Origin of the sequence: Streptomyces sp. Ru71, assembly GCF_002920535.1 — a bacterium.
Taxonomy (GTDB): domain Bacteria; phylum Actinomycetota; class Actinomycetes; order Streptomycetales; family Streptomycetaceae; genus Streptomyces.
Genome location: NZ_PQSS01000009.1, coordinates 133,274 through 158,072, shown reverse-complemented (window position 1 = coordinate 158,072; position 24,799 = coordinate 133,274). Strand labels below are relative to the sequence as shown.

Genomic DNA, 24,799 nt, shown 5'->3' with positions numbered 1-24,799 from the left:
TCGCTGCTAACAGCAGGCCGCGGATCTTCCGTCGGACAACGGGTGGGGGGAGGGCGTAGGAGCCCATGACTGTGCCTCCAAGGTAGAAATCATGGAATGACTGAAAGCGGAGGGGAAAACGTCGTCCGCTCCCACTCGGCACCGGGGGATCGTCTCGTGGCGTCGCGTACCTCTCCAACTGCACGAAGAGCCGGGATGCGCTGGTGCGAACCTCACCGGAACGAAACGGAGTCGGCGCAGGTGCTGTGCTGCGCATATCTGTCGTGCGGCTTTGCGTAGAACTGCCGGGCGGTGCGGGTCGGCCGGGCCGAGGTGGTTCGACATTGCGAACCACAGCCGGTGTCTCAGACAGGGATGTTGAAGGAACGGCGATGGATCGTCAATACTCCCCGCAGAAAAGCTTTCTGTTCCAGACCGAAACTTTCGGAACGAGGAGTGGGGGCGGCGAACCCCGCGCCGTCGAGCGCGCACCGCCCCGAGGAACCCAGCCGTGCGTCAGCTGGGTTTCCTCTCGCCCTCGGTTGCAAGGGCTTTCGCGACCTCCAGCCGAATTTGTTAAGTGCCTTGACAGATTGGTCGCCGCTGGCGACGGTACCTGGAGCACGACGCACGTCTACCACCCACCGCACCGCACGCCCCTCTGGAACCACAGGTTCACCGGACTACGGGAGCACATGGATGCCGTCGAAGCTCAGGCCCCGCCGCCTCACCCTGCTCGCCTCCGCCGTGGCGCTGGCCTCGGCCGCGCTCGCCCTGCCCGGGGCCCCGGCAAGCGCCGACACAGCGCCGGGAGGCATCGACTTCTCAGTACGCCACCAGCGCATCGACGGCTTCGGCGTCTCGGAGGCATTCCAGCGCGCCGCCGTCATCCACGGTCTGAAGGGCCTGTCCGCCGAGAAGGGCGACGAGATCGTCAAGTTGCTCTTCTCGCGGGAGGACGGCGCGGGCCTGAGCATGCTGCGCCTCGGCGTCGGCTCGTCCACGGACGAGGTGTACGACCACATGCGGACCATCGCGCCGAACGCGCCCGCGAGCCCCGACGATCCGCTGACGTACACCTGGGACGGAAACGATGGCGGCCAGGTCTGGCTCGCCAAGGAGGCCCGGAAGTACGGGGTGAAGCGGTTCATCGCGGATGCGTGGAGCGCTCCCGCGTACATGAAGGACAACAACTCCGACTCGAACGGCGGCACCCTGTGCGGAGTCGTCGGCACCGACTGCGCAACCGGCGACTGGCGCACCGCTTACGGCAAGTACCTCGCCCAGTACGTGAAGTTCTACCAGCGCGAGGGCATCCGCATCACCGACCTGAACTTCACCAACGAGCCCGACTGGAAGGCGTCGTACGCCTCCATGCTCTTCACCCCCGCACAGGCCGCCGACGCCGTGAAGGCGATCGGCCCGGTGCTGCGCGCCGAGGCACCCGGCACCAAGCTGTACTGCTGCGACAGTTTCGGCTGGAACCAGGGGAAGGCGTACGCGGCCGCCATCGCGGCCGACCCGGCTGCCGAGAAGGAGGTGGCCGCGTACAGCGCCCACGGCTATGCCTCCGCCGCCACCAGCCCGCTGATCGACAGTGACAAGCCGGCGTGGATGTCGGAGTGGGCGGGCAGCGGCGTCTGGCCGAGCAAGTGGGACGACGGCACGAACGCGGCCGGTCTGTACGTGGCCGAGAACATCCACAACGCTCTCGCCCAGGCCGACGCCTCCGCCTACCTCTTCTGGCTCGGAGCCTCGATCGGCGACACCGGCGCGCTCATCCGCATGGACGGCGACAGCTACATGGTCTCCACACGGCTGCGGGCGATGACCGCGTTCAGCCGGTTCATCCGTCCCGGCGCAGTCCGCGTGGACGCCTCCTCCGGCGACGAGACGGTGCTCGCGTCGGCGTACCGCAACACGGACGGGACCGATGTGGCCGTCCTCATCAACACCGGTAGCCAGGCCACGACGACGGACATGGCCCTGAAGGCGGCGAAGGGACACCAGGTGACCGGATACCTCACCGACGGCGATCACGACACGAGGGCTGTGGAGGGCCTCGCACAGGTCGCCGACGGACATCTGACGGCGAAACTCCCGGCACGTTCGGTCGTCACCGTGGTCCTGGCTCCAGGCCGGTCCCAGGGCTGACAGCGGTTCGTCGAACCGACGGTCCTCACCTTCGACGCCGGACGTACAGGAAGGATCCGCCCCGACATGACCAGCAGCGACCCCGGAGCCGTCGAGGGCGTCCTCGGCAGCGTGGCCCTTGAGGCGGCGGCGTCATGACCACCGTCGAGACAGACCCTGCCTGGCTGCCTGACGAGGCACTGCGCGGCGTGGGGACACGGCGGGTGTGCGTGCGCGGCGAAGGACTGCTCGTCGACACCGTACGGGCAGAAGTCGGCCGTGCGTGCCACAAGTTCGGTGGCAGCGATGACGCGGACGACGCGGCGTGCGACCTGCTGCTGAAGGTGGTCGCCGGCGGTGACGAAGGTCCCGAGGGGTTCACGGTGACACGGACCGCGCGGCGCACCACCCTCACCGCCGCCGCCCCGGCCGGGCTCCTCCACGGCTTCTTCCACCTCGTGCGGATCGGCGAGGCCGCGTTCACGCAAGGCCCCGACGAGACCCACCGCCCCGCCCTCGCCCTGCGCATGCTGGACCACTGGGACAACGTCGACGTGCACCCCGTGATGGGGCAGGTCGAGCGAGGCTATGCGGGCGGCTCGCTGTTCTGGCGGGACGGACGGGCGCGAGGTGACCTCTCCAGGATCCGCGCGTACGCAAGGCTGCTCGCCTCCTGCGGCATCAACGCGCTCGCGGTCAACAACGTCAACGTCCACGCGAGTGAGACCCGCCTGCTTACCGAACGGTTCACTGAAGTGGCCGCCATCGCGGCCGAGTTGAGGCCGTACGGCATCCGAACCCACCTCTCCGTGAACTTCGCCGCACCCCTCCTGCTCGGCGATCTCGACACCGCCGATCCGCTCGACGAGGGTGTGCGTGCGTGGTGGCGCGAGGCGGCCGACCGGGTCTACGCGCTGGTCCCCGACTTCGGCGGTTTCGTCGTCAAGGCCGATTCGGAGGGGCAGCCGGGCCCGTTCGCCTACGGACGCAGCCACGCCGACGGCGCGAACCTCCTGGCCGGCGCGCTCGCCCGGCACGGCGGCACCGTCCACTGGCGGGCCTTCGTCTACGACCACCGACAGGACTGGCGCGACCGCTCGACAGACCGGGCGCGCGCCGCGTACGACCATTTCGCCCCGCTGGACGGTCAGTTCGCGGACAACGTCATCCTTCAGGTCAAGCACGGGCCGATGGACTTCCAGGTCCGTGAACCCGTCTCGCCCGTGATCGGCGCCCTGCCCCGCACCCGCGTCGCCGTCGAGCTGCAGGCCACCCAGGAGTACACGGGCCAGCAGCGGCATGTCTGCGCGCTCGCGCCGATGTGGTCCGAGGTACTCGCCTTCCGGCCGGAGGGGGAGGGCGGTCCCACGGTCGGGCAACTGGTTGCCGGCGGAGGTCTCGTGGCGGTGGCGAACGTCGGTGACGACCCCTTCTGGACCGGCCACCCCCTTGCCCAGGCCAACCTCTACTCCTATGGCCGCCTCGCCTGGGACCCGACCGCAGACGCAGATCAACTGCTCGACGAGTGGGCAGAGTTGACGTTCACACCGGATCTCACCGGTGACCCCGAGCGGCTGCGCTCCGGGCTTCGGGCGGTGCTGCACGGTTCCTGGGCCACGTACGAGAAGTACACCGCGCCCCTCGGCGTCGGCTTCATGGTGCAGCCCGGACACCACTACGGGCCGAGCGTCGACGGCTACGAGTACAGCACATGGGGGACGTACCACTTCGCCGACCGCGACGGCATCGGAGTCGACCGCAGCCGGGCCACCGGCACCGGATACGCAGGGCAGTACGCGAAGCCGTGGGCGGACACGTACGAGCGGGTGGAGAGCTGTCCCGACGAGCTGCTGCTCTTCTTCCACCATGTGCCGTACGGGCATGTGCTGCACAGCGGCAAGACCGTCGTGCAGCACATCTACGACACTCATTTCGAGGGAGTCGAGGAGGTCGAGGCCGCCCGGGAGGTCTGGGCCGCACTCGCCGACCTGGTCTCGCCCGCCCGGCACACTCGGGTGGCCGAGCTCTACGAGGAGCAGCTGCGCTGCGCCCGCGAGTGGCGGGACCAGATCAACAGCTACTTCCTGCGCAAGTCCGGGGTGCCGGACGCGCACGGCAGGCGCATTTACTGACGAGAATTTTCCGGCAACGTCGCCGCAACCTGAAGCCGCACCCGACCCCGTCCAACGGGTGTCGCACATGAGGAAGCCGGCTCCCCAGACCCGTGTGAGGTGTCCTTGCCCGCCGTCGATCTCCCCCTGGACCAGCTCGAACGTCACCGCCCACCCCTCGACGAACCCGCCGACTTCGACACCTTCTGGCAGACCACTCTGAAAGCCGCCGAGCATCCGCGGCCGGTCGTCAGTGCCGAACGGATCGACAGCGGGCTCCGGCTCGTCGAGACATGGGACGTGACGTTCCGCGGATTCGCCGGCGACCCGATCAGCGCCTGGTACACCCGGCCCGCCGGCACGGGCGGCCAACTCCTTCCCGCCGTCGTGGAGTTCGCCGGGTACGGGCGCGGCCGCGGCCTCCCGCACGAGCGGCTCACCTGGGCGAACGCCGGATACGCGCACCTGCTCATGGACAACCGCGGCCAGGGCGACCAGTACGGCAGCGGCGGCGCGACCCCCGACCCGCACGCGAGCGCGCCCGGTGGCCCCGGCGCCATCGTGCGCGGCATCCTCGACCCGCACGACCACCACTACCGGCGGCTGATCACCGATGCGGTGTGCTCCGTCGCCGCGCTGCGCGCGCTGCCCGGTGTCGCCGCGGACCGGGTCGCGGCCGTCGGCAACAGTCAAGGCGGGGGAGTGGCCCTCGCGGTCGCGGGACTCGTCCCGGATCTGGCGGCCGTGCTGGTCAGCGCGCCGTTGCTGTGTGGTGTCCGGCGGGCCCTGGACCTCACCGACGACGGGCCCTACGGAGAGGTGGCCGCCTATCTGGCCGTGCACCGGGGCGCCGAGAGGGCCGCGTACCGGACGCTGGCGTACGTCGAGGGGATCTCCTTTGCGCGTCGCGCGTACGCTCCCGCCCACTTCGGGGTCGGCCTGCGCGACACGGTCTGCCCGCCCAGTGGCGCGTACGCCGCATACCACCGCTACGGCGAGCTGACCGGCCACGATCCCGCGCGGGAGATCCACGCGTATCCGTTCAACGGGCACGAGCACGGGGACGCCACGCATACGCGGCGGCAACTTGCCTGGCTGCACTCGGTGCTGGACGGCGGGCAGGCGTAGACCCGAGCCCGTACGTTCGACGAGCCGGACGGACGCTGCCTCGACCGCGAGAGGGCCGGTGGCATGTTCTACGCTTTCCGGAAGATGCGCGGAGATTTTCCGGACGCAGAGCTACGGAGGTGGGGATGGTGGCCCCGGACGGCGCCCAGCACAAAACAGCCACGCGGAGCTCGGACGGGCCGGCCAAGGTGACGATCACCGAGATCGCGCGGGAGGCCGGGGTCTCGGTGCCGACCGTCTCACGGGTCGTCAACGGACGTTCGGACGTGTCGCCGGCCACCCGGGCGAAGGTCGAGGACCTGCTGCAACGGCACGGCTACCGGCGCCGTGCGCCCGCCCCCGGTGCCCGGCCGGTTCTGCTCGACCTGGTCTTCAACGACCTCGACAGCCCCTGGGCCGTGGAGATCATCCGCGGGGTCGAAGAGGTCACGCACGAGTCGGGCGTGGGGACGGTGGTCTCCGCGATCCACAACCGGGCGGGCTCGGCCCGGCAGTGGATGACGAATCTACGGGCCCGCGCGTCCGACGGCGTGATTCTCGTGACCTCCGTCCTGGAGCCGAGACTCCACGACGAACTGCGGCGTCTGGGCGTGCCGCTGGTGGTGATCGACCCGGCCGGCTCGCCCGCGTCCGAGGAACCGACCATCGGCGCCACCAACTGGGCGGGCGGCATGGCCGCGACCGAGTACCTGCTGGGCCTGGGGCACCGCAGGATCGGCTTCATCGAGGGTCCGTCCCGCCTGATGTGCTCACGGGCCAGGCTCGACGGCTACCGGGCCGCGCTCGACGTCGCCGGAGTACCGGTCGACGGCGAACTGATCGTGCCCGGCGACTTCTACCACGAGTCCGGGTTCACCGGCTGCAACCAGCTGCTCGACCTGGACGACCCGCCGACCGCCGTGTTCGCGGCCAGTGATCAGATGGCACTCGGCGCGATGGAGGCACTGCGCCGCCGAGGGCTGCGCGTGCCCGAGGACATGAGCGTCGTCGGTTTCGACGACCTGCCGGAGATGCTCTGGGCGTCGCCGCCTCTGACGACGGTCCGCCAGCCGCTGGCCGACATGGGCAAGCTGGCGGCACGGGTCGTACTGGACCTGGCCCGGTCCGTCGTACCCACGTCACCACGTGTGGAACTCGCCACTGAGCTGGTGGTCCGGGCGAGCACCGCGCCGCCGCGCCGGGCGTAGCGGAAGATAACACTCCGGGGGTGTCAGCGGCCCATTTTGTTAAGGCCGTTGACACCCCCGACGCGTGCCCGTAACTTGCGTGGCCATGTCCCGATAGTTTCGTAAGAACTTCCGGAAGGTGCGCCATGCCAACCTTCGATCGTGCCGCTGCAATCGCCTCCAGCGCCGCGTCATCCGTCTTCTCCCGCCGCCGGTTCCTGGGGACCGCGACAGCGGCGGGCCTGGGCGCGGCCGGTCTGTCCGCCTGCTCGGACTCCGACTCGGGCACCACCGACAGCAAGGGCCGTACTGTCGTGGAGTGGTGGAACATCCAGACCACCGAGCCGTCCAAGAGCGTCTGGCCCGAGCGGGCCAAGGCATTCGAGGCCGAGCACCCCGACGTGCACATCAAGCTCGTCACGCTGGAGAACGATGCCTACAAGTCGAAGATGACGGCGCTGACCAGTTCCGGAAAGCTTCCGGACATCTACCACACGTGGGGTGGCGGCGTTCTCAAGCAGCAGATCGACGCGGGCCTCGTCGAGGACCTCACCGACACCGTCAAGCCCATGGCCGGCACCCTCGTCGGGGTCTCCGCGAAAGCCTACGAGTTCGACGGCAAGACGTACGCGATGCCCTTCGACATCGGCGGCGTCGGCTTCTGGTACAACAAGGCGCTCTTCAAGCAGGCCGGCATCTCGTCCCCGCCCGCCACCTGGGACGACTACCTGGACGCCGTGAAGAAGCTGAAAAGCGCCGGGATCACGCCCATCGCCCTGGCGGGCAAGGAGAAGTGGCCCGGCATGTACTTCTGGGCCTACCTGGCGATGCGTATCGCCGGTGTCGACGGCATGCAGAAGGCCGCCGACGCCAAGGACTTCACCGGCGACGACTTCGTCAAGGCCGGTGAACGCCTCAAGGAACTCGTCGCCCTGCAGCCGTTCCAGAAGGGCTTCCTCGGCGCCGCGTACTCCACGCCCAACGGCGAGGCCGCGGCCATGGGCAACGGCAAGGCCGCGATGGAGCTGATGGGCCAGTGGGCGCCGGTCGTGCAGGCCGACGCGGGCAAGGGCATCGGCGAGGACCTCGGGTTCTTCACCTTCCCGACCGTCCCGGGAGGCAAGGGCGCCGCCACCGACATCTTCGGCGGAGGCGGCGGCTACGCCGTGCGCAAGGGCGCCCCCAAGGCGGCCGTCGACTTCCTGAAGTTCTTCTTGTCGGCCGAGTCCGACAAGATCCTCGTGTCCAAGGGCTCGATGATGCCCGTCGTGAAGGACGCCACCGGCTCCCTCACCGACCCCAACCTCAAGCTCGTCTCCGCCGCCCTGGACAAGGCGACCGGATTCCAGCTCTACCTCGACCAGGCCTACCCGCCTGCCGTCGGTCAGGAGGTCAACGACTCGGTCGCCGCCCTCATCGCCGGCGCCAAGTCACCCGAGCAGGTGGCGCGTTCCATCACCCAGGTCGCCAAGAGCCAGTAGCCCACGATGACCTCGACCCAGATCAACGAGGCACCCGCTCTCGCCAAGGAACCGGCGGCACCGGCACACAACCGGCGCCCGCTGGTGCGCCGGGTCCGGGACTGGCTGACCGCCTTCACCTTCACCGTGCCCGCCCTCGTTCTGTTCGCCCTGTTCGTCCTCACGCCGATCCTCTACGCGCTGTACGTCAGCTTCTTCAACTGGGGCGGGTTCGGAACGCCTTCGGACTTCGTCGGCACCGACAACTACACCCGCTTGTTCGACGACCCGGTCTTCCTCGGCGACCTGTGGCGCGGCCTGCTCCTGGTCGTGTTCTCCGTCGGCCTGCAGCTTCCGTTCGCGCTCGCCATGGCCGTCCTGCTCAACCAGAAGCTGCGTGGCCGTGCCGTCTACCGCATGCTGTTCTTCGCGCCGTACGTCCTGTCCGAGGTCATCACCGGCGTCCTGTTCTCCATGATCTTCGCGCCGGACGACGGACTCGCCGACAAGGTGCTCGGCTCGATCGGCCTCGACAGCCTCGGCGGTCTCTGGTTCGCCGACCAGGACTGGGTGCTGCCCACCCTCTTCCTCGTCATGATGTGGAAGTACTTCGGCTTCCACATGATGCTGTACCTGGCCGGCCTGCAGGGCATCCCCACCGAGCTGCACGAGGCGGCCCGGATCGACGGCGCAGGTCCCTGGCAGCGCTTTCGCAACATCACCCTGCCGCTGCTCGGACCGACCATCCGCATCAGCGTCTTCCTGTCCGTGATCGGCGCCATCCAGCTCTTCGACCTGGTGTGGGTCACCACCCAGGGCGGCCCCGACCATCACTCCGAGACGATGGCCGTCACCCTCTTCCAGTTCGGCTTCAAGCGCTACCAGATCGGCTATGCCAGCGCGATCAGCATCGCCATGTTCCTCATCAGCCTCGTCTTCGCCCTCGCCTACCAGCGGTTCGTGCTGCGCCGTGACACCGAAGGAGCCCTCACCACCATGCGAGGTAACCGATGAGCGGCCTGAGTCCCGCAGCCCGCCGGCGGCTGCGCTCCACACCGCTGTACGTCATCGTGTGGCTGGTCGGCGTCGTCATGGTCACCCCGCTCCTGTACGCGCTGGTGTCCGGCTTCAAGTCCACCGACCAGCTCTCCCAGAACGCCTTCGGGCTGCCCTCGCCCTGGGTCGTGTCCAACTACACGGACATCCTGGCCGACAGCTCGTTCTGGCGGATGCTCGGCTCGTCCACGCTGGTCGCCGTCGGCACCACGGCCCTCACCGTCGGCACCGCCGCGCTCGCGGCGTTCGCTCTCGCCCGATTCGCCTTCAAGGGAAGGGAGTTGATGTTCACTCTCTTCGCCGTCGGGCTGATGTTCCCGTTCGCCGTGGCGATCCTGCCGCTGTTCATCCTGCTGCGCACGTTCGGGCTGCTGGACAACCCGTGGGGCGTGATCCTGCCACAGGCCGCGTTCGGTCTGCCCATGACCATCGTCATCCTGCGCGGCTTCTTCCGGGAGATCCCCGGCGAGCTGGAGGAGGCCGCCACGCTCGACGGCTGCTCCCCGTTCGGCTTCTTCTGGCGGATCCTGCTGCCGATGGCACGGCCCGCGCTCGGCACCGTCTCCGTCCTCGCAGTCGTCGGCAGCTGGAACAACTTCCTGCTCCCGCTGCTCGTCTTCAGCGAACCCACCTGGTGGACGATCCCCGTCGGCGTCCAGCAGTTCCAAGGCCAGTACGCCGCCGACATCGCCCGCGTCTTCGCGTACCTCGTCCTCGCCATGGTGCCCGCGCTCGGCTTCTACGCGGTGGCCGAACGGCAGTTGATCGGCGGCATCACGATGGGCGCGACCAAGGGCTGACCGCGCCCTCACCCATCAACCGGCCTATTTTCTACTGCACTTGAGGAGTTCCATGGTCGAGCCATGGCAGGACACGACCCTGCCCGCGCACATCCGGGCGGCGGACCTGCTCGCCCGTATGACCACCGAGGAGAAGACCGCCCAGCTGTCCAGCGTATGGATCGGCGCCGACACCGAAGGCGCCGACGTCGCCCCCGGCCAGCACACCTACGCCTCCCGCAGCGCCGCCCTCGACGCGCTGCTCCCGTACGGGCTTGGCCACCTCACCCGACCTTTCGGCACCGTGCCCGTCGAACCGGCCGAGGGTGCGGCCCGTCTCGCGGAGCTGCAGCGCACCATCCGCGCGGGCAACCGGTTCGCCCTGCCGGCCATCGCCCACGAGGAGTGCCTGACCGGCTTCACCGCCTGGCAGGCCACCATCTTCCCGACACCGCTCGCCTGGGGCGCCACCTTCGACCCGGCGCTGATCATGGAAATGGCCCAGGCCATCGGCACGTCGATGCGCGCGGTCGGCATCCACCAGGGACTCGCCCCGGTCCTCGACGTCGTGCGCGACGCCCGCTGGGGCCGCACCGAGGAGTCCATCGGTGAGGACCCGTACCTGGTCGGCACCATCGGCACCGCGTATGTACGTGGACTTGAGGCCGCGGGCATCGTCGCCACGCTGAAGCACTTCGCCGGCTACTCGGCCTCGCGCGCCGCGCGCAACCACGCCCCCGCCTCGATCGGCCCGCGTGAGCTCGCCGATGTGATCCTGCCGCCGTTCGAGATGGCCGTGCGCGAGGGCGGTGCCCGCTCCGTGATGCCCGCCTACAACGATATCGACGGCCTGCCCGCCCACGCCCATGCCGGACTGCTCACCCAACTCCTGCGTGATCAGTGGGAGTTCGCCGGTACCGTGGTCTCGGACTACTACGGCGTCTCGCTGCTCGACGAGGCCCATCGCATCGCCGACGGCGAGAGCGCGGCGGCGCGCATCGCACTGGCGGCCGGTGTCGACGTGGAACTGCCGGCGGCCCGCTGCTTCAGCCCCGAGGATCCGCTGCCCGAGGAGCTGCTCGACCGGGCGGTGCTGCGCGTCCTCACCCAGAAGTGCGAACTCGGGCTGCTCGACGGCGACTGGGAACCGGTCACCGGCGACCTGCCCGTCGACCTGAACCCCCCGCACATGCGGGAGCTGGCGCAGAAGGTGGCCGAGGAGTCGGTCGTCCTGCTCGCCAACGACTCCGGGGTACTGCCGCTGAGCGACGGCCTGCGTATCGCGCTCCTCGGTCCGCTCGCCGACGAGCAGGCGGCCATGCTCGGCTGCTACACCTTCCCCCGGCATGTGGGCGTCCACCACCCCGACCTGCCGACCGGCGTCGAGGTGCCCACGCTCGCCGAGGCGCTCCGTGCCGAGCTGCCGAACGCCGTCCTCGGTGATGACCCGTCTGCCGCCGATGTCTGCGTCGTCGTCGTCGGTGACCGGTCAGGTCTGTTCGGACGCGGCTCGTCGGGTGAGGGATGCGACGCCGAGGACCTGGAACTGCCGTACGGGCAGGGTGAGTTGCTGGACGAGGCGATGGCCTCCGGTGTGCCGGTCGTCATCGTCGTGCTCAGCGGCAGGCCCTATGCGCTCGGCCGCTGGGCCGACCGGGCCGCAGCGATCGTCCAGGCGTTCTTCCCCGGGCAGGAGGGCGGCGCCGCCGTCGCGGGCGCCCTGTCCGGGCGTGTCGACCCCTCCGGGCGCCTGCCCGTCGGGGTACCCCGCACGCCCGGCGGCCAGCCCGCCCCGTACCTTGCCCCGCCGCTCGGCCGGCACGGCTTCCCCAGCACCGTGGACCCGACCCCCCTGTACCCCTTCGGCCACGGCCTGTCCTACACGACGTTCGCCTGGGACACCCCCCGGTGCGACACCGTCGAACTGCCCACCGACGGCGAGACCACACTGCGCCTCACCGTCCGAAACACCGGCCGCCGACCCGGCACCGAGGTCGTCCAGCTCTACCTCCACGACCCCGTCGGCACCGTCGCCCGGCCGGAGGTCCGGCTGGTCGGCTACGCCCGCGTCACGCTCGACGCCGGAGCGTCAGCCGAGGTGCACGCCACGTTCCCAGCCGACCTGGCCGCGTACACCGGCGCCGACGGCCGCCGCGTCGTCGAACCCGGCGCCCTGGAGCTGCGCGTCGCCGCGTCCAGCGAACACGTCCACCACACCGTGCCGCTCACCCTCACGGGGCCGGTGCGCGAGGTCGGCCACGACCGCAGGATGCGCTGCGAACTCCGCGTCAAGTGACCCCACGGACCAGCCCCGCGCAAGGCAACCGCGCCAACCCTTCCCACCGTTGAGGAGACCCGCCATGAACACACCCGCACGCCGTTCGCGCGTCAGATCCGCCGCGCTCGCCGCGTCGGCGGCCCTGCTGCTCGGCCTCGCCGTCGCCCCGGCCGCCCAGGCCGGCACCGACGGCGCGAAGAGGACGAAGACGCTGCACGAGCTCGCCCGCGAGACCGGGCGCTACTTCGGCTCCGCCGTGGACAACCCGGAGCTCGCCGACACCGAGTTCGCCGATCTGCTCGGCAAGGAGTTCGGCCAGACGACACCCGGCAACGGCATGAAGTGGTACGCCACCGAACCGCAGCGCGGCGTCTTCGACTACACCGCGGGCGACGAGATCGTGAACTACGCGAAGGCCGAGCACCTCAAGGTGCGCGGCCACACCCTGCTGTGGCACAACCAGCTGCCGAGCTGGCTCACCTCCGGCACCTGGACCAAGGACGAACTGCGCTCGATCCTCAAGAACCACATCACGAACGTCGTCAAGCACTACCGCGGCAAGGTCTTCGCCTGGGACGTCGCCAACGAGATCATGAACGAGGACGGCACCTACCGCGAGAACATCTTCTACAAGACCATCGGCCCGTCCTACATCGCCGACGCCCTGCGCTGGGCCCGCGCCGCCGACCCCCACGTCAAGCTCTACCTGAACGACTACAACGTCGAGGCCATCGGACCCAAGTCGGACGCCTACTACACGCTCATCAAGCAGCTCAAGGCCGACGGCGTCCCGATCGACGGCTTCGGCATGCAGGCACACCTCGCGCTGCAGTACGGTTTCCCCGACCGGCTGCAGCAGAACATCCAGCGGTTCGCCGACCTCGGTGTCGATGTCGCCATCACCGAGCTCGACATCCGCATGATCCTTCCCTCCGACACGGCCAAGCTGGCCGAGCAGGCCGACTGGTACGGGAAGGTGACCGACGCCTGCCTGGCCGTGCGGCGCTGTGTCGGCATCACGGTGTGGGGCTACACCGACCGGCACTCGTGGATCCCGTCGGTCTTCCAGGGCGAGGGCGCCGCCCTGCCCTGGGACGAGAACCTGCAGCACAAGCCGGCGTACGACGCGATCCACGACGCCCTCGCCGCGGCCGCGCAGGAGGACTGAGATGCGCATCCGCACGCGCCTGTCCGCTGCCGCGGCGGCGGTGGCCGCCCTGGTCGCCGTGCTCGGCACGGCGCCCGCCGCGACGGCCGACGGACAAGGGCGGCTCACCAGCACCTTCCAGTGGTCGTCGACGGGTCCGCTGATCGCCCCTCAGCCGGACGCCACGCACCCCGTCGTCTCCGTGAAGGACCCCTCGGTCGTCCGCTACAAGGGACGGTGGCACGTCTTCGCCACGACCGCCGACACGTCCGGCGGCTGGAGCCTCGTCCAGACAAGCTTCGACGACTGGTCGAAGGCCGGGGCGGCGCACCAGACCCCGCTGGACACGACGGCGATCGGCAAGGGCTACCGGGCGGCGCCGCAGGCCTTCTACTTCGCTCCGCAGAAGACGTGGTACCTCGTGTACCAGACGGGCCTGCCGTCGTACTCGACGACGAAGAACATCGACGACCCCACCTCCTGGAGCGCACCGAAGAACTTCCAGGACTCCATGCCACAGGTCATCAAGGACAACATCGGCAACGGCTACTGGGTCGACTTCTGGACCGTCTGCGACGAGGAGAAGTGCTATCTCTTCTCCTCCGACGACAACGGACACCTGTACCGCTCGGAGACCACGGTCAAGGACTTCCCGAACGGGTTCGGCAACACGAAGATCGTCCTCCAGGACAGCAAGTTCTCGCTTTTCGAGGCGAGCAACGTCTACAAGATCAAGGGCACGGCCGACCAGTACCTGCTGCTCGTCGAGGCCATCGGCAGCGACGGGCGGCGCTACTTCCGCTCGTGGACGGCGCATGGACTCGACGGTCGGTGGACACCGCTGGCCGACACGGAGGCCAACCCCTTCGCGAGGTCCAGCAATGTGACCTTCGCGGACGGGACGGCATGGTCCAAGGACATCAGCCACGGTGAGATGGTCCGCGACGGCATCGACCAGACCATGGAGATCGACCCGTGCCGGCTGCAGTTCCTGTACCAGGGGCTGGATCCGGCGGCGTCCGGAGCCTACTCACAACTCCCGTACAGGCTGGGTCTGCTGACGCAGACGAACAGCAACTGCTGACGCCACTCACCCATCTGGGGCGCGAGGCGCGAGTCGGGGGTACACCCGCCACTCGCGCCTCGCGCAGCGGCATACGCACGTGGGCACACACCGCGCGCGACCCGGCTTGCCGCACGGGGCGGCGCCTGGCTGCGCACCGTCGTGTCGTTGACTGACGACCGGTGGGCCTGTGTCGAGCCGTTGCTGCCGGACCGGACCTCTCGGAGTCACGGAAGGTGGCCCCTTGCAGTGTCACCGGTCGGCAAGAGGGTGGCCGGGCCGGGTTCAGGGGACGGCGGACGTCAGGTACGTGAGGTACACCCCTGCCTCGCAGTCGGGCATCTTCCGCAGGGTCCAGCGGCCCCGGACGCTCGTGGAGGAGAAGTTCGACTCGGCGTCGTCCTCTTCCACTTCGCCCTCCTCAGGGATGTAGCCGGCCTTGGGGAGCTGCTTGTGCAGGAACGCCAGGGTGGTGTCGAATCCGTCCCGTACGACGGTGGCGACGACGAGCCGGCCGCCGGTGCGGTGCTCCACCGAGGTCACGATCGCGCCGTCGGGCACTGGCAGGTTCTTCGGGAAGTCCTTGGGGAGCGGCAGTGAGGCGGTAGTCGGACAGCTGCCGGTGACGGAACCGGCTGCGTTGCCGTCCGGGGGATCGGTTGCTTGCTTCTGCGCGTACGGCGTCGCCCGCGGGGGCTTGGCGTGCTGGTTCGTCGCCGAACATCCTGTGACCGAGGCCAGGCTGAAGACAGCTGCTGCCAGTACGGCAGCCGTGGGCGGTGGTTTCATCTAGTGGCTTCCTTTGCGCTTGTTGTGCTTGCCCTGGACCACGGCGTCGTACGCGCCGTACAGCGTGTTGCCGGAGGCCTGGCGGGCGATGGAGGCCAGGGCGTCGAAGTTCTGGGCGCCTGCGGTCGCGCAGGTGCCGGTGCAGCCGTCGGCGTAGGCGGCGAGCACGCGGCCCTGGGCGTCGGTGGTGACGTCGATGAAGTCCAGGAGGTTGCGGTCCTGGCCGCAGGTGGTGCCGCCCGTGCAGATCGACCCTTTCTGCACCGGGTCGGTGGGGGTGGCGTCGACGGTGACCCAGGACTGGCCGCCGTCGTAGGTGGTGGCCACGTACAGGTGCCAGACTCCCTTGAAGTCGGCCGCGTCCTGATAGTTGCCGCCCGTGGTGGTGCCCAGGAAGGCGAAGGCGGCGCGGTTGTCGTCGCCCGCGGTCACGGCTGGGAAGACGATGTTCTTGATGCCGAGGGCCGCGCCGACGTTCTGGTCGTACAGCCACGTCTTGCCCTTGTCGTGGCTGACAGCGATGCGCGCAGTGCCGTCGTTGTTCTGGTAGCCCATGTAGACGGTCCCGCCGGACCCGATCCCCACGCTCGGGTCCGAGTCACCGGGGGTGCTGGACGGGTTATTGCGGACGGTCCACGTCAGTCCATTGTCCTCGGAGACGGCCACGGCCTGATGACCACTGCAGCCCTTGTTGGGCACGTACACCGTGCCGTCCGGGGCCACCTTCACATGCCCGTGCAGGCCGCCGCAGTCCAGCAGCGAGTACATGGGAACGGCGGGCCCGTACGTCCTGCCGCCGTCACGGCTGACCGCGCAGGATGCGTCGGCGATGTCCTGGGAGCAGTAGTAGACGGCGTTCGGATACGACGTGAGGGCACCTGGACCGCTCGTGGCGAAGGGGCCACCACCGATGGTCTGGTGGTCCACACCGGAGTTGATTCCGGAGCCGCCCGTCGGCGACCACGTTTCACCGTCGTCGTCGGTGTAGCAGGTCAGGGCGGTCTTGCCGGCGAGCTGCGACTCGAAGGTGCGATGGGTGACGGGGTCGGTGAACAGGATCGGGTCGAGGCTGGTGGTGCTGCCCTGGGGGCAGCCATTGGCCGCGCTCGCACTCTTGTCCTGCCACGTGGCGGCACCGGCACTGTCGTAGGTGACCTTGAGGGTCGATGTGTACGCCTGGAACATCGCGGCGCCGCTCGCACGGTCAACGCCTATCGAGGGTTCACCGGCGTTGTGCGCATCGGCGATGCCGTCAGGTGCCCAGGAGTTCGCGTACGTCGGTGGTGTGGCCGTACTCGGCGGCGGATCGGCCGGAGCGGTGATCAGGCTCGCGGTGCCGGTGAAGCTGTCGCCGAGCGGCGCGTACGGCACCACGCGCACGGTGTAGGACGCCGACACCGCCGGAAGCAGCACGGTCTCCGGGTCGCTGGAAGAGGCCGAGGCAGCCACCTCTCGGCCGTCCGCATCGAGGACGTACAGGTCGAAGTCGGCGGCGGAGTCCGGCCATTTGACGTCGATGCGTAGGCTGTGACCGGCGTCGTAGCCGGCAGGCACCGACACCTTCAGGGCGTAGTCGTCGCAGGGTTCCGCATTCCCGCAGCTCACCGTTCCGGCGGTGCCGGAGACATTCGGGACGGCGAAGGGACCGGCGCTCCACGTGGTCGTGGGCGCGGTGTCGCTGATCGATCCGGAGAGCGGGGTGGCGGCGTCGGCAGCCGCATTCGGCAGGGTTCCGGCGATGAGGGCCAGCAACCCGACGGCGAGGCGCCCTCGCGACCGCGGGTGGCGGTGAGGACGTAGTGCGCAGAGGAGAGTCACGGGTACCTCTTGGGTTCGCGAGTCGGACGAACGGTGGCTGTGTGCGGCGGTACGGGTGATGCCTTCGTCTGCTCTACGGGGACGCAGCCGGCGTCCGTCGCGTGAAACCGAACTCTTTCGAAAACGGGTGGGGTTCAGCGGGAGTCGGTGACGTAGGGCGTGTATCGAAGGTGGGCCAGGCGGCAGCTGATCTACGGCATACCGTTCCGGGTTCGCACCGGCATCCCGTGGTGACCCTGGAGAGAGAAGAAGATGGACACCATCGTCGTCGGCGCTGGAATCGCCGGCATCACCGCGGCACGACTGCTGCACGCCGCAGGACAGTGCGTGGTCGTGCCTGAGGCGCGAGAGGGTGTCGGTGGACGGATATGGACGGGACGGCGAGGCGGGGTTCTCCGACGACGGTGGAGCCTCATGGATCCGCGGTCTCACCGATAACCCGCTCACGGAACTATGGGTTCACCTTCGCCGGCGGTGGTTGGGGTCGGGAGATCGCGCGGAAGACCGATGCGGAGGTTTTCTCGTCGGTGCTCGGCTCCTCCGCGAGATCTACGGCGACTCCATCCCCCGTTGCGCACGGGATCACACGCTGGGGCTTCGACCCTCTCGCCCTCGGCTCGCACTCCTACGTCGCCGTCGGCTCCTCGCACGACGACCACGATGCGATGGCAGGACCCGTCGACGGCGTTCCCCACTTCGCGGGAGAGGCGACCTGGGGGCGCGAGCCGGCTACCGTCCACGGCGCACTGCACTCAGGGCGGCAGTCGACGGTCAGCCGACGCGGCGCCGCACCGCTTCCAGGACCTCCGCCACCTCGCGGGCGCCCTGTCCCATGTCCCAGGCGGACAGGCCGAGCCGGGGCGCGCTGCTGACCCGGACCACGGAACGCTCCGGCCCGCCGGCGGCCTCGACCCGCACCACTATCCGCTGGGCCATGCGCTGGCGGGAGCCTGGGCGCACCGCTGACAGCTGCCCGTCACCGTCGCTGCGGGCGGGCCGTCCATACAGCGTCTTCAGGGCCCGGGCGGCGGCCTCCCGCACCTCGGCGGGGGAGGCCGCCAGCTCGCTTTCACCGTGCTGCCCGACCCGGACGGCGGCGAGCTCGGCCGGGCGGCCCGCGGCGCGCACGGCGCGGACGTGGGCGAGCCCAACGCCGAACTGGCCCAGCACGAGCACCGCGCACAGGCCGGCGCCGACGACCGCGGCCGCTTCGAGACGGCCGCCCTCGCGGCCATGTCCGGTCAGCTCGGTGACGGCGACGACGACGGCTGTCAGCATGATCCCGTAGGCGATCCCGTACAGCAGGGCACGGCGGGCGACGTACAGGACGATGGGGAACATTTCACCTCATGTGTGACTACGGGGAACGGTCGTCGGAACGAATGTGAGAAAGGCGGGGGTTCCGCATCGCCCGAATGTGATGCGGAACCCCCGACTGGTGCTGGAACCGGTCAGGAAGTCGCCCAGTTCACAGCGCTGCGTATCTTGTTGTAAACGCCCCGCCCCAGGTAGTCGATGATATAGGGGCGGGCCTTGCCCAGGAAACGGAAGATCTGTCGCCGGTACTTGCGCGCCAGTTTGAACGCGCCTTGTGCGGCGCCGTCACCCGTGCGCGTATCAGGTGACGGGAGGTCAGCGATGGCTGGGCCCGCCGGTCACTCGATGCCTTCGATGATGCGGAAGTCGCGCTGGACGCCGCTGGGGAGGGCCACCAGCGCCTTCTGGTATGCCTCGCTCTCGTATGCTGCGACGGCCTTCTCAAAGCTGTCGAACTCGATCAGAACGACGCGTTGCGTGATGCCGTCCTCGTGGGCGACGACTCGACTGCCACGGGACAGGAGGCGCCCGCCCCCAGCCTGGACAGCCGGACGGGCCAGCTTGTCGTAGGCAGTCAGCCTCTCAGGGTCGGAAATGGTGGGGTAGACACTGACCCAGTAGCCCTTAGCCATGGAAGCCTCCTGTGTTCGGCCGGACACGTCCAACTTCGAAAAGACACTCAGATCCATCGATCCCGGCGACGGGAACTGCGGTCAATGGAACCGACATATGCGCAGGCTAGGGCTTGATGTGCGGTCGAGGGAAAGACCGGTACGGGATAGACTCAGAAAGGATCGCTATGAATCGCCAGGGAGGGCACGTGGCGCCGGATACGGTGAGCCTGCGGTACTTCCTGGTGCTGGCGCAGGAGTTGAACTTCACCCGCGCGGCCGCACGGATCGGTATCGCACAGCCCGCACTCAGCGCCCGGATGCGCCGATTGGAGGCGGAACTCGGTACGGCCCTGCTGGTCCGCAACACGCGTAGCGTCGTATTGACCACGGCAGGTGCGGCTTTGGCGGAATCCGCGCCGCCCGCGCTGGCGGCGCTGGACCGGGCATGGGACACCGCCCGGAGCGCGGCGGCCGGTGAACTGGGCACGCTACGCATCGGATACAGCCTCAGCACCGGGGCCGAGACGGCGCCGGCCCTGGTGGACAGGCTGATTCGCGGCAACAGCGGACTCCGGGTCGGAGCGGTCCCGATGGCGACACCGGAGATCTCCCCCGCGGTCGCCGACGGCCGCATCGACGCCGGGATCACCCGAGGTGAACAACCGGGCCGTGGCGTGCGCCGGTTCCTGCTGCGGCGGGCGCGCATCGGTGTCCAGCTGGCGCAGCACCATCCTCTGGCCGAACACCCGGAGATCGAGATCTCCGACGCGGCCGCGTATCCGCTGCGACTCCCGGACCGTGCGGCCAACCCCGTGATCCACGATCAGCTGTCCGCACTGTTCCAAGACGCCCGACCACGCCCCCGATTCCACACGCCCGCAGTCTCTTTCGACATGTCTCAGCGCGACCTGCACGACGGGGTCACCCTCGCCCCGGCCGGAGAAGCCGCGGCCACGGCACAACCGGCCGGTCTCACCTGGCGACCGCTGCGAGGCGTGCCCAGCCTGACGATCCACCTGGTCCTCCCGCGCGAGCAGTCGCCACTACACCGCCGCATCCTTACCGTCGCCAAAACCCTGGCGCACGAGCTGCACTGGCTGCCGGACTGACGCGCAAGAGGTCAAGCGGGACGGACGCCCGGTGGCGAGGCCGAAGACCCTGCGCCCGGCGGACTTCGCGGTGATGACGACGGCGGCCTTGCTGAATGTCCGACACGAGGCCCCGTTGCCTCCAGGTGACGTCTTATCTGGGGTTCTGGCTCAACTTCTGTGGCGCGGCCACGCTGAGTGACGGCTGAGCTTCTCCGGGCAGTAGGTGAAGTCGCCCGAAAATGAGCCGTGGTCAAGGCGGTTGCGATGACAGTTCGGGGCCGTGGAAGAGATCGTGCTCCGGTTGAAGGAGCTGTTGTTCCCGTCGATCGCGGACGTTGCGGTGCTGTCGGTGGACGTGAGCATCGCGATAGTGCGGGTCGACGCGGAATGCACTGCGAACGGTGCCGCTTGCCCGGCGTGCGGGGTCTGGTCGAACCGGGTTCATGGTTCCTACCTGCGGTTTCCCGCTGATGTGCCCAGCGCCGGGCGAAGCGTTGTTCTTTCAGCTGAGGGTCCGCCGGTTCGCCTGCAGGAACTCGGGGTGCACCCGCCGCACCTTCGTCGAGCAGATACGCGGCCTGACCCGTCCGCACGGTCAGCGGACCGAGCGGCTGCGCGCGACGCTGGCCGCGGTCGGCCTCGCCCTGGCGGGCCGTGCCGGCGCCCGCCTGAGCTCCGCGCTCGGGGTCTGCGTCAGCCGGAGCACCATCCTGCGCCTGGTCGACGCCCTTCCCGAGCCGGAAGTGCCCGCACCGCGTGTGGTCGGCGTTGACGAGTACGCCACCCGCAAGGGCCGTCATTACGGCACTGTTCTCGTCGACGTCGAGACCCGCCGTCCTGTCGACCTACTGCCCGACCGGGAGGCATCGAGCCTGGCGGCCTGGCTCGCCGATCGGCCCGGCGTCGAGGTCGTATGCCGGGACCGGGCGCCGTTCTTCGCCGAGGGCGCCACCGCCGGTGCACCGCAGGCCGTCCAGGTCGCGGACCGGTGGCATCTCTGGCACAACCTCAGCGAGGCCACCGAGCGGAGCGTCGCCCAGCACCGTCGCTGCCTCCGCGCTCTGGTCCCCGCGGTCCCCGGACCCGGGCCAGGCATGCCGCCGTCCATGCACTGCTGACGGCGGGACACAGCCGGCGCTCGGTCCAGCGGCAGCTCGGGATGACCTACCGCACCGTCAAGCAGTTCGCTGACGCCACGACGCCGGAAGAGCTGTTCATCGGTCAGTGGCAGAACCGGCCCTCCGTCCTCGACGACTACAAGCCCTACCTGGACGACCGCTGGAGCAAGGGCTGCACCAACGCCTGGAAGCTGTGGGAGGAGATCGTGCCACTCGGCTACAAGGGCAGCTACCAGCGCGTTCGCGCCTACCTGCACGACAAGCGCACCTCGCTGCAGCCGGTGACCGCCCGGCCGCCCTCGCCCCGGACCGTCGCCGGATGGATCCTCCGCCGTCCGGACGCCCTCACCGAGACCGAGCAACTCCAGCTCAAGGCTGTCCGGACGCACTGCTCCGAACTCGACGCCCTCACCAGGCACGTCCGCTCCTTCGCGACCATGCTCACCGAGCGCAAGGGCGAGCGCCTGCCCGACTGGCTCGACGCCGTCCGGCGAGACACCCTCCCCAGCCTCCACACCCTGGCCGCGGGCATCGACCGCGACCGCGACGCCGTCATCGCCGGCCTCACTCTGCCGTGGAGTTCTGGCGTTGTTGAAGGGCACGTCAACCGGATCAAGATGCTCAAGCGCCAGATGTTTGGCCGGGCCGGCTTCCAGCTGCTGAGGAAGCGAGTCCTGCTCGCAGGATGAGCTCTGGTGCCGTGCGATAGATTGCGGGCGACACGAGAGAAGAGCTCGCATGGACTCCCGTATCCCGCGGTTGCGACGCAAGCTGGCACGCATCCCCTACGCGCCCAACCGAAGCCACTCCTTTGGGGAGGAGCGGCACGAATTTCGTCTCGGCCCCCGCCTCACCAAAGGTCAGGCAGATGCCTTTCAGGCCGAGCATGACGTGGAACTCCCGCAGCCCTATCGAGACTTCCTCATCAACATGGGCGGCAGTGGTGCGTCTCCGTACTACGGACTGATCCCGTTGGGGGACTGCACGCTCTTCACGATGAACTCCAAAGACGCCAGCACGGGCTCAAGAGGATTCAGCCGGGCCTACCGCCCCACCCGCCGTGGTGACCTGTTCCTACACGTCATCGAACGCGGATGCAGCGATCTCGTCCTCATAGGCATAACCGGCCCTCTCACCGGGCGCATGCTCATCGGCAACGCAGACGGCTTCTGGGGCCCGAACGTCTCCTCAGCCCCGGACTTTCTCGCCTGGTATGAACGATGGCTTGACCACATGGCTGCCGGACAGGACAACCGGGCTCTGGAGCTCACCTCACCCCAGCTCCGAGCGCATCCGATTCGGCAGCAGCTCGCTCACTCGCCGTGACCACTCGACAGAACCTTAGCCAGAACCCGTTCTGGCTCTGGTCCAACTTCTGTGGTGTACCTACTCCCTGTGACTGCCGGTCCTGCTGATAGGTCTCGCGAGATCGTCCGGAAACTGCCGGTACCGACCGCTTCCGGGCTGATGGTTCTGGGTTGTGCGCGAGGTACTGCTCCGATTGGAAGAGCTCCTCTTCCTGGCGGATCCGGGGATCAGGGTGGAGTCGGTCCAGGAGGATAGCGAGGTGATCCGAGTCGGTGTCAGATGCCGGACGGCTGGGGCTCAGTGCCCAAGCTGCGGGAGGTGGTCGGGGCGGTTGCACGGCTCCTACCTGCGATTTCCCGCCGATCTTCCCGTGGCAGGACGGCGGGTGGTGCTGCGACTTCGTGTCCGGCGCTTCACATGCGAAGACATCTCGTGCGCGCGACGGACGTTCGTCGAGCAGGTCGCGGGCCTGACCCGGCGGTACAGCCAGCGGACCGAACGATTGCGGTCAGCCCTGGCCGAGGTCGGCCTCGCCCTGGCCGGCCGCGCCGGTGCCCGGCTGGCCGATGTCTTCGGGGCAAGGGTCAGCCGGAACACCGGCTTGCGGCTGGTCAAAGCTCTCCCGGAACCCCAACTGCAGGTCCCGCGGGTGGTCGGCGTCGACGAGTACGCGATGCGCAAGGGCCGTGTCTACGGGACCGTGCTGGTCGACGTCGAGACCCACAGGCCGGTTGACCTGCTGCCGGATCGAGAGGCGGGCACGGTCGCCTCCTGGCTGGCCGAACGTCCAGGGATCGAGGTCGTGTGCCGTGACCGTGCGCTGGCCGTTCTTCGCCGAGGGCGCCAGGATCGGGGCACCCACCGCAGTCCAGGTCGCGGACCGGTTTCACCTCTGGCGCAACCTCGGCGAAGCGGCCGAACGGTGCGTCTCCCGCCACCGCCCGTGCCTCCGCGCAACCTTCGCCGAGCCGGTGCCAGAGAAGGCACCGGCACCGGCCGAAAGCGGGACGCCGTGGCCCACCGGGCACCGGTTCGCCGACCGCACCCGCGCCAAGCACGCCACCGTCCACGCCCTGCTGGCCGCCGGCCACAGCCGACGCTCGATCCAGCGACAGCTCAGCATGACCTATCGCACCGTCCAACGGCCGGCCGACGCCGCGAGGCCGGAGGACCTGTTCCAGGGACAGTGGCAGAACCGCAAGACCAATCTCGACGACTTCAAGCCCTATCTGCACGAGCGGTGGGCCGAGGGCTGCACGAACGCCTGGACCCTCTGGGAAGAGATCAAGACGCACGGCTACACCGGCGGCTACGGCGCCGTCCGCGCCTACCTCCAGCCGTTCCGCACATCCCCGAGGGCACCGGCAGCCCGTCCGCCGTCCCCACGCACGGTCACCAGCTGGATCCTGACTCACACCGACACCCTGCCGGAGAGCGAGCGTCTGAAGCTCAAAGTCGTCCTCGCAGGCTGCCCCGAACTGGATGCTCTCACTGAGCACGTCCGCGTGTTCGGAAAGATGCTCACCCAGCTCCAGGGCGACCAGCTACCGCAATGGATCAAGGCCGTCCGCGCCGACGACCTGCCCAGCCTCCACACCTTCGCCAACGGCCTCGAACGCGATCTCGCCGCAGTCACCGCCGGCCTCACACTGCCGTGGAGCTCCGGCGTCGTCGAAGGCCACGTCAACCGGATCAAAATGATCAAGCGCCAGATGTATGGCCGAGCCAGCTTCGACCTGTTGCGGAAGCGTGTCTTGCTGGCCTGACCGCAGAGCTGTCGCTCGACGAACGGGTCGGTTCAGCTCATCGCGAGCCGCACGGGATCCAGGCCCAGCTTGCTCCGGCATGAATGGACGGCCCGGGCGACCCAGGCAGTCACGGCGTCGCGATCTGCCACGAGCGCATGCAGCTCACGCGTCTTCTCCTGGGCGTCGACCATCCACGGGGCCAGCGGGTCCTCTCGAAGGACTCGCTCGAAGTGATCGCGGGCCGTGTCCGGGTCACCGGCCAGGGCGGCCGTGATGCCGGCGTCGAAGCCGTCCCAGAGGAATCCCCGGCGCACCGGTCGGGATGCCAAATATCGGGCAACGTCCGGCAGAGCTGGGAACTTCTCCCTCAGCGCAGTCACGTTCGCAGCCGCCTGTCGGCTGAGTTCGAGGGCCAGTGGTGTGAACTGGTCCTCGGTGCGGAACGACTCGGAGCCGACCCGGACTGCGTCCACATGGAACGCTGGGTGGTCCACGTCGTGCCAGAGCCACATCGCACCGACGTGCAGACCGCTGCCGGCAGTCCGTGGCGGGGTGAACTCCACAACCCCCAGCCACCACGCGTGATCATCAATCCACAGCCGCGACCGCCCACGCTGGGCCAGGCCGAGCGGCTTCAGGGACTCCCGCGCCGCCGAGGTGATAATCCGAAGAACCGGACTGCGATCTGCCATGACC

23 protein-coding genes and 2 pseudogenes are annotated in these 24,799 nt (G+C 68.9%); 19 read left to right on the top strand and 6 right to left on the bottom strand.

Annotated features, from left to right (window positions below):
* Nucleotides 1-678: 678 nt before the first annotated feature.
* The 10 genes from C3489_RS08625 to C3489_RS08580 all read left to right on the top strand — a co-directional run bounded on the left by C3489_RS08625 (nt 679) and on the right by C3489_RS08580 (nt 14,321).
* The gene (locus C3489_RS08625) at nt 679-2,133 is read left to right on the top strand and encodes a glycoside hydrolase (RefSeq protein ID WP_181139573.1); all 1,455 of its coding nucleotides are present in this window, start codon (nt 679-681) and stop codon (nt 2,131-2,133) included.
* A gap of 134 nt (nt 2,134-2,267) precedes the next feature.
* The gene (locus tag C3489_RS08620; RefSeq protein ID WP_103781150.1) at nt 2,268-4,244 is read left to right on the top strand and encodes an alpha-glucuronidase; all 1,977 of its coding nucleotides are present in this window, start codon (nt 2,268-2,270) and stop codon (nt 4,242-4,244) included.
* A gap of 105 nt (nt 4,245-4,349) precedes the next feature.
* The gene (locus C3489_RS08615; protein ID WP_103781159.1) at nt 4,350-5,351 is read left to right on the top strand and encodes an acetylxylan esterase; all 1,002 of its coding nucleotides are present in this window, start codon (nt 4,350-4,352) and stop codon (nt 5,349-5,351) included.
* Nucleotides 5,352-5,476: 125 nt separating this feature from the next.
* The gene (locus tag C3489_RS08610; protein WP_103781149.1) at nt 5,477-6,538 is read left to right on the top strand and encodes a LacI family DNA-binding transcriptional regulator; all 1,062 of its coding nucleotides are present in this window, start codon (nt 5,477-5,479) and stop codon (nt 6,536-6,538) included.
* A gap of 125 nt (nt 6,539-6,663) precedes the next feature.
* The gene (locus C3489_RS08605) at nt 6,664-7,998 is read left to right on the top strand and encodes an extracellular solute-binding protein (RefSeq protein ID WP_103781148.1); all 1,335 of its coding nucleotides are present in this window, start codon (nt 6,664-6,666) and stop codon (nt 7,996-7,998) included.
* A gap of 6 nt (nt 7,999-8,004) precedes the next feature.
* The gene (locus tag C3489_RS08600; protein WP_103781147.1) at nt 8,005-8,991 is read left to right on the top strand and encodes a carbohydrate ABC transporter permease; all 987 of its coding nucleotides are present in this window, start codon (nt 8,005-8,007) and stop codon (nt 8,989-8,991) included.
* The gene (locus C3489_RS08595; protein WP_103781146.1) at nt 8,988-9,833 is read left to right on the top strand and encodes a carbohydrate ABC transporter permease; all 846 of its coding nucleotides are present in this window, start codon (nt 8,988-8,990) and stop codon (nt 9,831-9,833) included. Before C3489_RS08600 ends, C3489_RS08595 begins: the two co-directional genes overlap by 4 nt.
* 52 nt (nt 9,834-9,885) lie before the next feature.
* Nucleotides 9,886-12,108, top strand: a complete 2,223-nt coding sequence (locus tag C3489_RS08590; protein WP_103781145.1) for a glycoside hydrolase family 3 N-terminal domain-containing protein — start codon at nt 9,886-9,888, stop codon at nt 12,106-12,108.
* A 64-nt stretch (nt 12,109-12,172) separates the two neighbouring features.
* Nucleotides 12,173-13,258 (top strand): endo-1,4-beta-xylanase, encoded by a 1,086-nt coding sequence (locus tag C3489_RS08585; protein WP_103781144.1) that lies wholly within the window; start codon nt 12,173-12,175, stop codon nt 13,256-13,258.
* A 1-nt stretch (nt 13,259) separates the two neighbouring features.
* Nucleotides 13,260-14,321, top strand: a complete 1,062-nt coding sequence (locus tag C3489_RS08580) for a non-reducing end alpha-L-arabinofuranosidase family hydrolase (RefSeq protein WP_103781143.1) — start codon at nt 13,260-13,262, stop codon at nt 14,319-14,321.
* Between the two features lie 264 nt (nt 14,322-14,585).
* Here C3489_RS08580 and C3489_RS38315 read toward each other — a convergent pair whose 3' ends face one another.
* Both C3489_RS38315 and C3489_RS08570 read right to left on the bottom strand, forming a co-directional pair.
* Nucleotides 14,586-15,089, bottom strand: a complete 504-nt coding sequence (locus C3489_RS38315) for a hypothetical protein (RefSeq protein ID WP_146075295.1) — start codon at nt 15,087-15,089, stop codon at nt 14,586-14,588.
* A complete protein-coding gene (locus C3489_RS08570; RefSeq protein WP_146075294.1) occupies nt 15,090-16,649 on the bottom strand; it encodes a sialidase family protein in 1,560 nt (519 codons plus the stop codon).
* Nucleotides 16,650-17,159: 510 nt separating this feature from the next.
* Here C3489_RS08570 and C3489_RS08565 point away from each other — a divergent pair.
* Nucleotides 17,160-17,345, top strand: coding sequence for an FAD-dependent oxidoreductase (locus C3489_RS08565; protein WP_103781140.1), 186 nt, complete (start codon nt 17,160-17,162; stop codon nt 17,343-17,345).
* Entirely contained in the window at nt 17,276-17,779 is a 504-nt protein-coding gene (locus tag C3489_RS39985; RefSeq protein WP_103781139.1) for an FAD-dependent oxidoreductase, read from the top strand. Before C3489_RS08565 ends, C3489_RS39985 begins: the two co-directional genes overlap by 70 nt.
* On the opposite strand, the gene C3489_RS08555 is transcribed toward C3489_RS39985, so the two are convergent.
* Complete coding sequence (locus C3489_RS08555) at nt 17,679-18,248, bottom strand: hypothetical protein (protein ID WP_103781138.1); 570 nt, start codon at nt 18,246-18,248, stop codon at nt 17,679-17,681. The two genes, C3489_RS39985 and C3489_RS08555, sit on opposite strands and share 101 nt — an antisense overlap.
* A gap of 314 nt (nt 18,249-18,562) precedes the next feature.
* The gene (locus C3489_RS08550; RefSeq protein WP_103781137.1) at nt 18,563-18,856 is read right to left on the bottom strand and encodes a DUF1330 domain-containing protein; all 294 of its coding nucleotides are present in this window, start codon (nt 18,854-18,856) and stop codon (nt 18,563-18,565) included.
* A gap of 188 nt (nt 18,857-19,044) precedes the next feature.
* Here C3489_RS08550 and C3489_RS08545 point away from each other — a divergent pair, with 188 nt between their 5' ends.
* The 5 genes and pseudogenes from C3489_RS08545 to C3489_RS39815 form a co-directional block, all read left to right on the top strand.
* Nucleotides 19,045-19,947 carry a LysR family transcriptional regulator gene (locus C3489_RS08545; protein WP_103781136.1) on the top strand — a complete coding sequence of 301 codons (903 nt, stop codon included), beginning with the start codon at nt 19,045-19,047 and terminating at the stop codon, nt 19,945-19,947.
* A 476-nt stretch (nt 19,948-20,423) separates the two neighbouring features.
* Nucleotides 20,424-21,047, top strand: coding sequence for an ISL3 family transposase (locus C3489_RS39030; protein ID WP_219821938.1), 624 nt, complete (start codon nt 20,424-20,426; stop codon nt 21,045-21,047).
* Nucleotides 21,048-21,088: 41 nt separating this feature from the next.
* Nucleotides 21,089-21,736 (top strand): transposase, encoded by a 648-nt coding sequence (locus tag C3489_RS39025; RefSeq protein ID WP_219821937.1) that lies wholly within the window; start codon nt 21,089-21,091, stop codon nt 21,734-21,736.
* Between the two features lie 49 nt (nt 21,737-21,785).
* Nucleotides 21,786-22,373: an SMI1/KNR4 family protein gene (locus tag C3489_RS08535; protein WP_103781135.1), complete on the top strand. Its 588-nt coding sequence runs from the start codon at nt 21,786-21,788 to the stop codon at nt 22,371-22,373.
* 154 nt (nt 22,374-22,527) lie between these two features.
* A pseudogene (locus C3489_RS39815) lies at nt 22,528-22,722 on the top strand (ISL3 family transposase); the annotation flags it as partial.
* A 141-nt stretch (nt 22,723-22,863) separates the two neighbouring features.
* Here C3489_RS39815 and C3489_RS39215 read toward each other — a convergent pair.
* The gene (locus C3489_RS39215; protein ID WP_258054607.1) at nt 22,864-23,079 is read right to left on the bottom strand and encodes a hypothetical protein; all 216 of its coding nucleotides are present in this window, start codon (nt 23,077-23,079) and stop codon (nt 22,864-22,866) included.
* On the opposite strand from C3489_RS39215, the pseudogene C3489_RS39210 reads away from it, so the two are divergent.
* Nucleotides 23,056-23,109 (top strand): annotated as a pseudogene (locus C3489_RS39210) (hypothetical protein); the annotation flags it as partial. The gene C3489_RS39215 and the pseudogene C3489_RS39210 sit on opposite strands and share 24 nt — an antisense overlap.
* A 55-nt stretch (nt 23,110-23,164) precedes the next feature.
* Nucleotides 23,165-24,121, top strand: coding sequence for a transposase (locus C3489_RS39205; RefSeq protein WP_258054606.1), 957 nt, complete (start codon nt 23,165-23,167; stop codon nt 24,119-24,121).
* A gap of 32 nt (nt 24,122-24,153) precedes the next feature.
* On the opposite strand, the gene C3489_RS08525 is transcribed toward C3489_RS39205, so the two are convergent.
* The gene (locus tag C3489_RS08525; protein WP_146075293.1) at nt 24,154-24,795 is read right to left on the bottom strand and encodes a hypothetical protein; all 642 of its coding nucleotides are present in this window, start codon (nt 24,793-24,795) and stop codon (nt 24,154-24,156) included.
* Nucleotides 24,796-24,799: the final 4 nt, after the last annotated feature.